Below are 14357 nucleotides of genomic sequence, written 5' to 3'. Positions count from 1 at the left end.
CAGGAATAGATCATAGTTAGGTGCGGAAACTGGACTCTGCAATTTTCAAAAAGGATGGGGGACACATTGTCTAAAACTACTAATAACATATTAAACCTTATAACCTCAATTTCTCTATTACTATTGGTTTATAGCCTTTTTATTCTCAGGGGAATTCAGCCCAAAGGATACACAGTTGATATCTATGAACAGCTTCCTTTTCATTTTTACCTTACCCTGCTCTTTTGTTACGTTTCAGCCTGCGTTCTGCTTCTTGCATACCGAAAAATGAGCGCAGTTCTTATACTGTTTCTTGTCCATACTACAGTACTGATAACCCCTCACATGCTTGGTTATGTTTCAATAGGCAGGGGAGATGAATTTTCGTACCTCGGACTTGCAGGACATGGTTCATTTTGTAACCTTTCGGGCTTTTCCAACCTTTCTCCCACGGGGCCTCTGCTCGTTTCAGCTCTGGCTCAGATTTCAGGCCTGGAAACGTCGGTACTTTCTTACTTCTTGCCAGTATTTTTCTCAATAATATTTATTACTGGAATGTTCCTGTTCTATCGGATTTTTATGAGCAGGGAAAAATTGGTCTTAACAGCTTTTCTCTCCTCGCTTATTCCGTATTTTGGTCATTTCCAGACCTCAGCAGTTCCTTATTATCTTTGCTTTTGCCTGATACCTCTATACCTTCTTGTGCTGAGAAGCGTAATTTCAGATAAAAACAGGGCAATGGCTGTTTGCCTTCTTTTCATGATACCATTGATTCCTTTAGCTCATCCCTTTATTTTTGCATATCTTGTCTGTTTCTCCCTATCCCTTGCCCTATCGAGTAAAATACTGAAGCCTGAATTTGTCCGTAAAATACTGAGTATCAACTTTTTCTTCTCTGACGGTTCCCACCCTGCAGGAAAAAAAATGAATATATTTGTCTTCCTGTCACTTATCTCGGTAGGCTTCCTGCTTTGTGCAAAATATACTCTTCAGTTCTTTGATATATCTATTTCAAACCTTATCCTGCGCACAAAAATGATAGTGTCCGCAGGCTTTTCCACGTTTCCATCAACTGAAAACGGAGTTTTAGAGTTTGTACATCTCTTGAATCTCTACTACGGCAAATACTATATTCCTTTAATTTTTATCCTGATCAATTCCGTAATCGTATGGCAGAACCGTAAAAGGTTTTGCCATCATTTTGTTCGCAGGTACCCCCGTTTTCTGGTCCTGTACATAGTAACCTTTTTCCTAGAGATTGCTTTCCTTTTAAACCCCTTCATTCCTTACCCTCCAGATAAGTTTGCAAATTTGAGCTTCATTATTTTTGCCCAGATTCCTTTGTTGGGGTATTCCCTTTACATTATTTTCCTTAGAAAAGGGTATACTCTTGGCCTTGGCTCTGCAGTGCTGGTTCTCTGTCTGCTCTGGACACTGGGATTCTTCACCTGTTTCAGTTCGCCCTATACAGGCGGAGTTTCTGAAGCTATTTCAGAAAATGAGGCCGATGGGGTTCAGTGGTTATCCTGCGTGAAAGAAACCTATCCATATGTTATGTCTTGTACAGATAAGTACGAAATAATCGCCCAGCCTGAGATACTTGGCAGCAATATGAGCCGGGCCAGGCTTGATGAGGTTTCCCAAAAGTCTCTTTATGCCTCTAAAAATGATTCTAAAGACAGTACCTCTGTAGAAAAAGCAGCCGAAAACGAAACTTTCTATATTGCAGAAACAACTTTTTCTGAGGCTTTGAATGCAAGGGAACAGGGATCCAATAAAACATCAGTTTCTACAAGCGGAAGTACCCTAAAACCCCAGGCTGCTTATCCTGTATATAAGATCTATGATTCCCTTAATATAGAAATTTATGAATATGTTCCGTGAACTCCCCTCTGTTTCGTCTGGAAGTCGGATCTCTGGAGAAGCTAATTTCCAATTTTTGAAGGTTTGACTTTTTCGTTTTTGGAATGAAAGCACTTTTATTAGCAGAATATTTAGCTATGAGAAAAACAGGATTAAACAATTTAAAATTCAGTTACTGACCGTGACATTCATTTACGGAGTGCTCACTTATAAGAACCAGGGATTGTTTTAAGAATTAGGAATTATTTTAAGAATCGGGGATTATTTTAAGAATCGGGGATTATTTAAGAATCAGGGATTATTTTTTACAATTTGCGTAGCTGCAACTATAATGCCATCTGATCCTTTAGTGCTTATTTTTTTGGCCGGAATGCCTGCAATTGAAATGCCTTTTTCATAAAATGAGTTATTTACAACGGAGTTTGCCCCAATTGCTATATTGTCCGCAATTAGGATATTTCCAAAAATTTTGGCACCAGGCCCGATATATACATTATTTCCAATTTGTGGGGCTGAAGCCTCATTCCGATTAGATCCTATGTTGGTACAGGCATGTATTCTGCAGTTATCTCCAATCCTGACATTTTTGTTTATGATGATAGTTCCTCTATGGGCAATACACAATCCTGGACCAAAGACATTTATTGGAATACTGAACCCTAGACGAACACTCATCATGTAGAACCTGAATAACAAGTATTTGAGATATAATTTGGAAATTAGAGATTTCTTACAGTTGTTATAATACTCAGTTTTTCGTAGTAATCTCTGAAATTTCCATATATCATCACCAATTAGTCTAGGGCGTCTATAGTGTTTCCCTAAAGCAAACTTGTCTGCTTTTACGTAAAAATCGTAATCTGCTTTCGACTTAATAATAACTATACCCCTTTACTTACTTTTCAGAATTTAGAAGTTTCGATATTTCCTAGAATCTGATAAAGTTTAACTTCCCAAACTCCCTGAAGTAGAATATAGGTAAACCGATAAACCCTACGGATTAAAGAGATTTACGCGCTCAGAAACCTAAAATATATAACCGTAACAATCCAATCAATTATGGTAAGGATTTATATAAAAATTAGAGTACGCGTGCTTCTTATAAGAATTACTTATTAATGGTTAGTTTTACTTCAACATTGAAGTGAAAATTAATAGGCAAATTTTAAAATATTAGTTGACCCCAAAACTCAAAATTAAGTCTCTTAACCCTTATTCTGAATAATCAAGGGAGTTTTTATCGTGGGAAATAGTTCTGACTTTCCTATCAATTTAGGAACAAAATTGATTTTAGGAAGAGATCATTCAATAAATTAAAATCAAATAAATTTTAAAAGTTCGGATTTTTCATGAGTTTACTTTTATTTTTAAAGTTAAGATGAACTTTTTAGAATTCTAGTCATGGGATTTAAACAACGGGAAGAATGCAAATAATTTCAATGGGAGTTTATTTACAGTCCTGAAAAGATAAATTTTTTTAACATTGAAGAATTATAGTTCAATGTATTGGGGATTTGAAATGAATGGAAAGAAGCAAACGTACAAATGGGGAGACAGAAAAAAGTTATTGTTTCTTGGTATAATTTTTGTTTGTATAATTGTAAGTATAACCCTCACTCTATCAAAAACATCCTGTACAACAGTTTATGTTGCTACCAATGGAAGTGGAGACTTTAACTGTGATGGAAGTGACGACCAGGTAGAGATAAACAAAGCTCTTGCATATGCTGCAAAAAACCCAAAATGCACAACCGTTCATCTGAAAGGCCCCAGTACATACATCATCTCGGGCAGCATTTTAATTGGAAACAACACTATTCTGGAAGGAGATCCGACAGCCGTAATCAAACTTGAAGATAAAGCAGATTGGCCTCTAGAAAAACCTATGATTACGCAAATAAACAGTATTGAAAATCATGATATTACCATAAGGGGATTTGAGATTGACGGAAATCACGACAAAAATAATGAAAAAAATAGGGGAAAGGGGTATTACAACCTGATATATTTCCTTAATTGCAAGAATATACAGGTTCACGATATGTATATGCATGACAGTCACGGCGATGGACTTAAAGTCGTAAAATGTTCAGGTGTTAAGTTTTACAATAACCGGGTATATAAGTTAGGTCATGACGTCCTCTACGCTATCTATTCTTCGAATATAGAGGCCTGGAATAATAAAATAACGTGCAGAACGAATAGCGGTTTGAGAATTTACAATACAAACCATGTAAAATTCTATAACAATATAATTGACTCAGAAGGAGGAGGAGGGGCAGGAATTGAAATCCAGAAAATTGGTCCGTCAACTGTGATGAATGATATTGAAATCTACAATAATCTGCTATACGAGACGAATGCAGCAGGTATATGGATCACAGGCTATGGGCCCGAGTATTCGAAAGATTCTGCAAAAGACATATTCATACATCACAATAAATTTTATAAAACCGGGATTAACGAGGGTGCGGACTGGGCAGGGGGCATAGTGCTTAGTGGTTTCCAAAATACTGTGATAGAGAATAATAAATTCGATGGATGCTATGGCGCTGCTATTGCCCATAAACAGGTCAGCGATGAATTTTCGGCCCCAGGTTCAGGCTATATGACCATCGTGAGAAATAATATAATAATTAATACACAGTCCAGTCCTGCAGCTGGGAAAGGGTATGCTGTATACAACCAGCTAAAAAATACCCATTCCTTTATCCTGGAAAGCAATTGTCTTTCAGGCAACGCCGGCGGGAACTATATGGGTGCAAACTCTACCTCAGACGTTAAAGCTGACTCAGAACTTGCAGCAAAGTTGAACGCCAATGAGTCTTTGGGCAAGGACTTTCCCTGGAGTGAAGCTATGTCTGCCGGACCGCAGACGCCTTATGAGATAAATGAAAGCAAAGCCCAGACCGGCCAGGAAGAAAGCTTTGAATCGAGCCTTAAAAGAGCTTTTTCAGAGTTTATAAAGTTCCTGAAAAAATTATTATTAAATATTTCGATGCAGTTTGATAAGGCGGAAAACCTTAAAATTGCTTTACCTTTAATTATTTCTGACAACAGGCTGAGAGAAGAAGCCCCAAATACCACTTTTAGTGATAGTGAATATATCGATATCGGAAAAAAATCCGATGGGGGCATTTATAGAGGCGTTATAATCTTTGAGCTGAGTTCACTTAATCAGACTGACCAGGTTGAAGAGGCAACTCTATCTTTATTCTGGCACTACCCGGAGAACCAGATCAGATCAAAGGATACTATACTGGAAGTATACAGACCTATGAAATGGTGCAGAGAACATGTTACCTGGCAGCAAAGGGAATCTAATGACCCCTGGAAAAACTCTGGAGGGGACTGGTATGACAGGAATGGGGTCTTCCAGGGAAGCACCCCATATGCCACGATAACTATCAGTGGAGATGAGACCCCTGACAACCGCTACTACGACCTGGATGTAACAGAACTTGTGCAGGAATATATAAGTGGAAAGTACGAGGATACAGGTTTCCTTATAAAGGCTCGCGAAGAAAATGAAAACTATATAGCTTTTTACAGTTCTAACTGGCAAAATCAAAATCAGAGACCAAAACTCACTATAGAGTATACCTGAATGTCGATAAAGTTGGTCTGGAAATATTTTGATTCATGAAGACGGGGACATATAGAGATAAATGAAGAAGTATTTAACTTTTGATGCTACTCTTTGAACATCTGAGATTACTTTGGGGTTACCTTTAGTGTTTGGGATTTCTATACCCCAACTGAAGGTTCTGGTAGATCCGAAATATCTTGTTATTGGAACTCTCCTGCCTAACGACAAAACAATAGGAAAATCGAGCAGTATCTCGGATCTGCTGTAAATTTGAAGACAAGTTTTTGAGTACTATGGAGAAATTGACCTTCCGAGAGGGAATTTTTTATTCAATAACTTATTGAGATTTGTGATTTTACAGAAAAATCAGTACACTGTCATTCAAAAAGTAATGAATAAAAAAAACAGAAAAATTAAAAAAAATATGGAAGAATAATCTTCCAGGCCTTAACGAGCGAATCCTACTCTTTCATTCCTTTTCTTCTCGACCTGCATATCGAAAAGCATCCCAAAAAGAAGCATCTGAAGCCCCATGCCCAAGACAAGGAAACCAAGCATAGGGTAGTAAGAAGGAAGAGGATTTTGCAACAAGACCTGCAAAAGACCCCACAGTCCTAAAATAACACCCACAGGCAAGGCAACCATTCCAAGGAAATAAAATAGTACAAGTGGATGGAAGTCCAGCACCGTATATTTGACCCTCAGCCTCCATAGAAAACCTCTAAAGATCATGGGAGCTACTTTGCGAATAAACTTGCCGTAGTGAATCTTTGATCTCTCTCTACCGTACCGGGCGGGCATTACCACATCCATTACTCTCATTCCAAAGGCATTAAGCTTGATCAACAGGTCGTTACAATAGCCATAATAAGGGTAGACTGAGTCTAAATCGATAACATCCAGAGCCTGCCTGGAAATAGCTGTATATCCATTCTGAGGGTCCATAACATGCCAGTAACCGCTGCCTATTTTTGTAATAAAGCTGAGGAGAAGATTTCCAAGAGATCTCCATTTGCTCATTCCGGTTCTAAAATTGTCAGTGAGTAATCTGTTGCCTTTTGTATAATCAGCTCTTCCCTCAATGATTGGAAAAATCAACCTGGGAAGTTGAACAGGATCCATTTGATTATCTCCGGCCATAACCGCAACGATATCCATCTCATCTTTCAGGGCAAGTTTATACCCGTCAATTATTCCCGCACCTACCCCTTTGTTTACTTCATGGCGCAAATAGACGATTCTGGAGTCGCCGAACTTTTTTACAATATCCCCTGTCCGATCTATACTACCGTCATCGATTACGTAAATTCGGTCCACATATTCGGGGATACCGCTTAGAGTCTCGCTTATAAGTAATTCCTCATTATAAGCAGGCACGACAACTCCAATACGCGTGCTCTCAAGTTTCCTGAATATAGGGTCCACATCAAAACTCAGATAGTTAACCTTGAGTCCTTCGGTTTTCGCTGCAGAAAGCAAGGACTTTAAAGTTAAATGCTGTTTGTGTGAACTGATTTTCTGCATTGAGTCCGCAGTTATTGCAAGAAAGCCTATTTTTTCCTTAAAGGTGTTTTTTCCATTGAAGAGCATTACTGTTTCCTGCTCACAGGTAATGCGACAGGGCCACGAACCCACAGATAGGTCAAACCCATTTCTTAAAGGCTCAAGGACATGAGAAAGCAAATCTATATCCTGCATGCATTCCGGATAGATAAGAACCACAAGTTCAGAATCAAGAGATACCTTGTAGAAGACATCAAGTAATGCCTCCTCCCCGCCGGAGACAGGAATAACTCGTGCCCCTCCCAAAGCAGCTACTTCCATAGTTCGATCAGTAGAACCTTCGTCAAGAACGAGTACACGGTCCGCGTAACTTGCCGCAATTAAGACTTTGCTTCCAATTGAAGTTTCCTCATTCTGAGCTGGAATTAAGACAGTAAATTCATGCCTGAGCAACCTATCGGGAAGTTGAGATGGCGAAGATACTATGCTAATAGGATCAGAGATTAGAGAATTAAGACCAAGTGTAAGGGCTGAAAACAAACCCAATCCACCCCCTTATACATATGCATATGCTATAACCCCCTTTATCTGTATAAGTGGAAAAATATTAAAGGCTATCATACTAAAAATTATGAGAGTTAGATATATATAAGGTTAACATCTGACAAGGATAGTTTCGTAAAAATATTAATAAGGAAAAGTTATCCTTACAAATGATCTTTATGAATAAAAATAAAAACGAAGAATAATTCAAATAGAGAAGAATAGTTCAAATAGAGAAGAATAGTTCAAATAGAGAAGAATAATTCAAATAGAGAAGAATAGTTCAAATAGAGAAGAATAGTTCAAATAGAGAAGAATAATTCAAATAGAGAAGAACAAAGCTTGCCACTAAAGTAAATATTGAAATAAGCATTAGTGTATTGTGAAGATAATTTCATAAGTTTAGCAAGAGTTTGATTAGTATATTGAAAGGATTAATGTCATACAGTATAACAGGGGTTTGAAGCTGGCACCTGCAAACTATAGATTCCCAATATAGGGTAAGCCGAAACTTAGCTAGCGACTTTCCAGAGGGTAACTACCAGAAATACTAAGGCAGGAAGATACTGAACAGCTTAAAAATCAACAGGCAAAATGAGCAAAATAGTATAATAGTAAAAGAGCACTGGAAAAAGAATTTCAATTCAACGTCAAAACATACACTATAATAATTTTTATTTGTTTGGTGGGGCTACATTATAAAATAAGGATGACCTTTTGGCCCCGACTTAATTACAAAGCTACAAAATATTTTGGATCATTTTGTTATTTTTATGTTAAATATATCGATTAATAGAATAATTGTTTTTTTCTTGATCAGCCAAAACAATATATTTCTAAATAAGAAAATGGCAGAATATAGAAAAACCCATACTGAAGAGATAAAAGTTAAGATTTCTCAATCGTTATTTGAAAGATATAAGAGAGATGTGAGAAATCGATTCGGTTTTTCAATGGGGGTGAGATTGGTATGACAGGATCATCGAGATAGGTTCCTAAATGAGAAAAACAAAAGAAGACTTGACCAAATATTTAATAAAGTTAAAGATCCAAGAAGTATGGTTAAGGGGGATACTTTGATCAAAAAAGTAAAACAAGATAAAGAGCTGTGGGAACTATTTACAAAAAAAGAAGAGTATGGCCCTATTATTCTAGATAAATACGGAAGGCTTTCCTATTATTTAGGCAGTCAAAGAAATGCTTTTGAGCCACAGTTCTCAAGCTTTCTGATAAAAAACGGCTTGAATCCCGAATATCCTGAAGGAAAAAAATTTGCTGTATGCCTTACTCATGACATTACTCATGACATCGATTTTGTATGCCCCGAAATGTCGAAGACCGCAGCCAGAACCATAAAAACTCTTAAAAAGGGGCAGTTTGTACAGGCCTCTATCCTTCCATTTTCTAGAATAAACAAAACCTGGAGTCCTTTATGGAATTTTAGGCAAATTATGGAACTTGAAGAAAACTATGGAACGAAATCCACTTTTTATTTCCGGACCCTTGAATATGCGGGTTTCAGCTATGATTCCACTTTCGAACACCATGATTGTGCAGGCTTCAGGAAAGGAATGGACCATCCTTTCAGTCCATATAATCTTAACACAGGAAAAGAAATTGATATCCTTGAAATCCCGTTAAGTGTAATAGATGCCATTCTTTTCAACCAGATGCATCTTGACTTCAATCAGGCATGGAAGCTTACAGAAAAGCTCATTGATACAGTTGAATTCCGAGGCGTACTTATGGTTCTTTGGTATAATATATATCAGGGGAACTATCCGGAGGGGAACTATCTGGAGGGGGATTACCTAGAGTTTTACAAAAAAAGATTTCAGTGCTGCGCTGAAAAGGACGGCTGGACGGCATCGTGAGCTGAAGTATACAGATGATGGAAGACTAATATTGAAATTAGGACAGGCTGAAATGCAAAAGAGAAAGGATATGAAAGGGAGAAGAAGTACGTAAAAATTCATCTGGGCTTACAACAAAAAATATTATAAGTTGAAAAAATAAGTTGAAAAAATAAGTTATAAAAATTATTATGTTGTGGGGTTATATGGAAACTGCAAAAGGATACGCGGAGAGATTTACAACAAATCTTGATGTGATTCTCAGCGTCATGGGATTTGGTTTAGGATTATTAATTATTTCTTTATACTACATCATCAATCTGAACCAGAAAGATATTGGAATTGCCATTCTTTCCTCCTGTTTGATTTACTTTATATTTAGAAATAAATTTAAGAGTGAGACCGCAATATCTTCCCGAGAAGACAGGCTTAAAAGTATACTGGAAATCTCGTTTTATCTCATTTTTCTGGCATGCATTTTTATATATAGCACGAATCTGTACTACAGGCCCATCTCTTCCTTTATATTGATATGTATCCTTGCAGCCATTATCGCTTCCCAGATTCTTTATGTTAGAGAGGGAGATGGAGTGTCCTCTCTATTATTGCAGATATTCCTGTTATCAATTCTCATCAGAGTTGGAATTTTTTATAATTTTCCAAGTCTAATGGGCTATGATGCTTATTTCCATGCCAGCATGGCGCGGGCAGTTACTGATACCGGGTTTGTTGCTCCAATTGAAACAAGCAGTAAGTACTTCTACTACCCACTTTTTCATATTTTTGTCTCAATTATCCAGGTAATGGGCGAAACCGATATCAAAGACGCAATATTTTATTCCATAGGGTTTGCCAGCGTTTTCAGTACAGTAGGCGTTTACCTTGTAGGAAAGAAACTTGAAGGAGTTCAGATGGGTTTGCTGGCGACTTTATTAATAAACATAAATAATCATAATATCGTTGCAGGCATTACAAATATAACTCCTGGTTCTCTTGTTCTTTGCTACTTTATATTCATTATATACGCGATATTTAGCGAGAACCAGAACTTGAGATATACAGGATTCATTCTGCTAATTACCATTCTAATGGTTCTGACCCACCAGTTGACAACTTTTGTAGTATTTCTTTCTTTAGTCTCAATTTGCGCAGGCAAATATCTGCATAATCGTGTATATAAGAGTCTTTTCGTGAAAACAAACAGTTTTAACTACATTCTTTTTTTTATAATTAGTTTACAAACATACTGGATGTTCACGTATGTCAATTCAAATACCTCGTTTCTTGAAATGGTGCTCAGTCCTCTTATGGATGTCCTTAAAATCGGATCAAGCTACTCAAGTGATGAACTTATTGTAGGTTCCATAAATAATCAGGAAACACTGGAAACGCTCTTACTCCATATAAGCTATCTCGCTCTACCTTTTTTTGCAATAGGAGGGGTATTAGCATGGCTTTCTCACAGAGACATCAAAAAAGTCAATAAATTTTCTATTGCCTTAGTTGTTATAATACTTTACAGTCTTGCTTATGGAATTCCTTTGCTTGGAATGAGGAATTTCCTTACAAGCCGATGGTTCCCACTGATAGCAGTGTTCCTGGTACTTGTATCCGCCTCATATATATTGAAATTGATAAGTCTCTTTAACTCAAAAAAAGCAAAGATCCCTGTGATGTTCTTAATCATTTTTCTATTTTCATTTGTAATGGTTACAACACCAGGCATAAATAAAGACAACCCACTTGTGGCAAAGGACACAACTGTAAGAAACCAGTTTAAAAGTATTGAAATCGAGGCCATTAAAACAGTAACCATGAAGTACTCTGGAAATATTTTGATGGACTCGCCCTATGACAGTTGTCTTTTTTACAGGGACAGAGCATATGATTCCAGTAACGCAACATATTTTAACATTCAGCATATACAGACTGGAGAGATTGATGGCAGTCCTACGGTTTTGCTGAGAAAGTCAACTGTTAAAGAACCTATCTCTATCAATGATCCTGAACGCTATGGAGTAAATATTATCCAGACATTGCCAGAGGGATTTTTCAATAGATTCAACACACATGATTATGCCCGAGTATATGATAACGACGAGGTGCTTGCTTACACAAAGGAAAGAAAAACGGCCAGAAACTAAGAGCTCAGGATAGTCTCCGTTACTTATTGCGGAATGAAAAAAAGCCCATATGTTGGGGTTTATGTTTTAAAGTTGGAAATAATTATGTCAAACTTTATAGGTAATGTGTTAAAACTTGTATCAGGAAGTGTTGCTGCTCAGATTCTGGGTATACTTCTGGTACCAATAGTCACTAGAATTTACAGCCCTGACGATATGGGAGTCTTTCAGCTTTTTGTGGCAGTATCAGGTATACTGGTAATTTTCTCTACTTTTTCATACCAGTTTGCTATTATGTTACCAAAATCCGAAGAGGATTCCGCAAATGTGTTTTTCCTTTCCTCGATTTTAGTCACTTTTATATCCTTACTCACAGCTGTAGCAGTGATAATCTTTCCAGAGGATATTGAGCATATTATTGAGTATATATTTCATACTAAGGGATCCTCAAAATATTTAATCTATCTTCCTGTAATAGTATTTTTTAATGGCCTTTTTTTCGTGCAGAATTACTGGCTTTCAAGAAAACTACGTTTTGGAGTTGTTGCAGGGTCCAGAGTGTTAAACGCTTTATCGACCAAAGTACTTCAGTTAATTCCTCTCTGGACTGCATCACCTTTGGGTCTAATAGCAGGTTATACCCTTGGATATGGACTCGCAGACCTGGCCATGCTTAAGGGAGTAAAAGAAGACTTAACGGTCTTCAAAAAAGTTTCAGTTAAAAAAATGAAAGAAATGGCTATTGAATATAAAAATTTTCCTTTATTTAGTTCATGGTCAACACTTGCAAATACGATTTCGCCACAGGTGCCTACTTTTTTGCTTGCATATTTTTACAGCACAACCGTTGTTGGATATTTTTCACTTGCAAATCAGGTAGTAAATATGCCCATGGGACTTGTCGGGACAGCTATACAACAGGTCTTCTTCCAGAAAATCAGTGAGGTGAAAAATGGGAATTCGAGCGGCGATATGAAAGCTATTGTAAGCGAAGTTTACAAAAAGCTAATTTTAATAGGAATATTCCCTATGATACTCCTGTTAATTCTGGGAGAAGAGATATTTACATTTGCTTTTGGGAAAAACTGGTACATAGCAGGCACTTATGTAAAAATCCTTGTGCCATTCATATTCCTTGTTTTCCTTGCCTTACCCATTTCAACTCTCTATAGTATATTTGACAAGCAAAAAGTCTGGTTTACTTACAGTACGGCTCTTTTAATCTCAAGGTTCGTGGCACTTGCCATAGGAGGAATTTATGCAAAAAGTGCCGAGTTTTCCCTTTGCTTGTTTAGCTTCACAGGAGTTATATTCGCTCTATGGAATAACGCATACTTGCTTAATCTTGTAGGGATCAGTAAAAGGGAAAGCCTGGAAATCCTCATTAAATATACAACAATTGGGATAGTTATCTCAATCCCATTGATTCTACTGGAAACGCTCTCTGCGAATTTTTATATTATTATGCTTGCAGCTATCATCATAACCCCTATATATTATGGAATAGCTCTTCGTGACGATCCTGCTTTCAAGAAGTTACTTTCAGCCTTTCTCGTGAACATAAAAAATAGAACCTGAAAAGGTGTAATTCCTTTTTAGAAAAAAACTTACTGAAAGTTGATCTCTTAAGAAATCACTTTTATGAAGGAAAAGTAGAGTTTCAGTCAGGAATGAAAAAGGAAAGAACATTAGAAAAACATAATGAAAAAATAATTTTGGGATTTCCCCGACTTTTATTTTTTGGCTCTTCGCTATTCCCTATGGACAAAATGATTTTCAATTCAAGACCGCATTGGTTTTTATGAGGACGTTATAAGGATATCCACACAAAACAACGAAGAGCCATATTTTTGATTTTTATCAGTAAGTTTCTTTGTGAGTAGTTTTATACAGGGCTTTTGCAATTGAATATTTTTTGCTCTCAAGAGTCACACTATAATAGGGAATTAGCTCAGGAGAAAAGCCCATAATGAAATCCGCAAACCTGGAAATATTTGCTGCCATTACGTTCATATACTCGAAATTTCGGGACTTCAGGTCAAGAAATTCGTTATAATACAGAAGAGCATTGGGACCCAGACGGCCAAAATCCGGGTTCAGAGCCGAGGTCCAGGTTACAGTGCATTTTTTTCCATATAGATTTAAGTGAGCTGCAACAACTTCGCCCTCAGGGGTCTCTGTAACAAACATGTAGCCGATATCTTTTTCCTGAATTAGCTTAAACACTCTTTCAAAGAACCCTCTGGGAAGGGGAGGAGCTAATTTCTGTTTTTCGTAGACCATTGAGAGCAGATGGTAATATGTTTCAGGATCGTTCCATACCCTGGTTTTGAGTCCTGCCTCATTTGCGGTTTTAAGTTCTCTTCGAATCTTTCTTGCAATGTTATTATCTACATCTTCGCTCAGATTCAAATAATGGGTATAGTGCACAGTGGAGTCCCATCCGTACCACGTAAAAGGCCTTACGTCTTTAAAACCTGGAGCAAACGTCAGGTGAATGCTATCAAATCCCTGCTTGCAAAGGAATTCCCTGAGAGGATTAAGAATGTCGTGAACTTCCTGGACCTGTTTACTTGCTTTAGAGCTGGCACTCTCTTTTATAAGAGGCCCGCTGTAGCTGGTCATATCACAGGTAGAATTCGCTACCTTTAAAGCGCCCTTAATGTTTTTAACAAAAAGAGGACATCCTCCCACAAGCTCGCCTTTTCTGAAACAACCATAAATTCTAAGATCCTTTGATAGGACATCCCTGCAAATTCCAAGCCATTCACTGGTATGAAAGAGTGTACCAGACTGAGCGTTTTCTACGAGCAAATCCCATTCATTATATTCTGATGGCGCTAATTCTCTAACTTCAATTTCGTCCATTTTAAGCCCCGTGAAAATAAATGACTATTCTTATCC

At 37.3% G+C, this 14357-nt stretch carries 9 protein-coding genes; 6 read left to right on the top strand and 3 right to left on the bottom strand.

Translation table 11 applies throughout. The features are described 5' to 3' along the window. Positions 1-66: 66 nt before the first annotated feature. Entirely contained in the window at positions 67-1863 is a 1797-nt protein-coding gene (locus tag FXW07_RS09265; RefSeq protein WP_229395186.1) for a hypothetical protein, read from the top strand. Positions 1864-2133: 270 nt separating this feature from the next. Here the strand turns inward: FXW07_RS09265 and FXW07_RS09260 are convergent, their stop codons facing one another. Continuing rightward, positions 2134-2520, bottom strand: coding sequence for a serine O-acetyltransferase (locus FXW07_RS09260; protein WP_229395185.1), 387 nt, complete (start codon positions 2518-2520; stop codon positions 2134-2136). A gap of 841 nt (positions 2521-3361) precedes the next feature. Between FXW07_RS09260 and FXW07_RS09255 the strand changes: the two genes are divergently transcribed. Together FXW07_RS09255 and FXW07_RS19300 are read left to right on the top strand one after the other, a co-directional pair. Further along, entirely contained in the window at positions 3362-5449 is a 2088-nt protein-coding gene (locus FXW07_RS09255) for a disaggregatase related repeat-containing protein (RefSeq protein WP_229395184.1), read from the top strand. Positions 5450-5576: 127 nt separating this feature from the next. Then, on the top strand, positions 5577-5699 hold the full coding sequence (locus FXW07_RS19300; protein WP_255679011.1) for a hypothetical protein: 123 nt from the start codon (positions 5577-5579) through the stop codon (positions 5697-5699). Between the two features lie 179 nt (positions 5700-5878). On the opposite strand, the gene FXW07_RS09250 is transcribed toward FXW07_RS19300, so the two are convergent. Next, positions 5879-7480 carry a glycosyltransferase family 2 protein gene (locus FXW07_RS09250; RefSeq protein ID WP_229395183.1) on the bottom strand — a complete coding sequence of 534 codons (1602 nt, stop codon included), beginning with the start codon at positions 7478-7480 and terminating at the stop codon, positions 5879-5881. 1073 nt (positions 7481-8553) lie between these two features. Between FXW07_RS09250 and FXW07_RS09245 the strand changes: the two genes are divergently transcribed. The 3 genes from FXW07_RS09245 (at position 8554) to FXW07_RS09235 (ending at position 13031) form a co-directional block, all read left to right on the top strand. Then, positions 8554-9351, top strand: coding sequence for a hypothetical protein (locus FXW07_RS09245; protein ID WP_229395182.1), 798 nt, complete (start codon positions 8554-8556; stop codon positions 9349-9351). A 185-nt stretch (positions 9352-9536) separates the two neighbouring features. Beyond that, on the top strand, positions 9537-11474 hold the full coding sequence (locus FXW07_RS09240) for a hypothetical protein (RefSeq protein WP_229395181.1): 1938 nt from the start codon (positions 9537-9539) through the stop codon (positions 11472-11474). A gap of 105 nt (positions 11475-11579) precedes the next feature. Then, positions 11580-13031: a lipopolysaccharide biosynthesis protein gene (locus FXW07_RS09235; protein WP_229395180.1), complete on the top strand. Its 1452-nt coding sequence runs from the start codon at positions 11580-11582 to the stop codon at positions 13029-13031. 282 nt (positions 13032-13313) lie between these two features. Here FXW07_RS09235 and FXW07_RS09230 read toward each other — a convergent pair whose 3' ends face one another. Further along, the gene (locus tag FXW07_RS09230; RefSeq protein WP_048153269.1) at positions 13314-14321 is read right to left on the bottom strand and encodes a GNAT family N-acetyltransferase; all 1008 of its coding nucleotides are present in this window, start codon (positions 14319-14321) and stop codon (positions 13314-13316) included. Between the last annotated feature and the right edge of the window lie 36 nt (positions 14322-14357).

The organism is Methanosarcina sp. DH1, from assembly GCF_020804205.1.
Taxonomy (GTDB): domain Archaea; phylum Halobacteriota; class Methanosarcinia; order Methanosarcinales; family Methanosarcinaceae; genus Methanosarcina; species Methanosarcina vacuolata.
The sequence above is the reverse complement of the archived record's forward strand: the minus strand, read 5'-3'. Positions and strand labels throughout refer to the sequence as shown.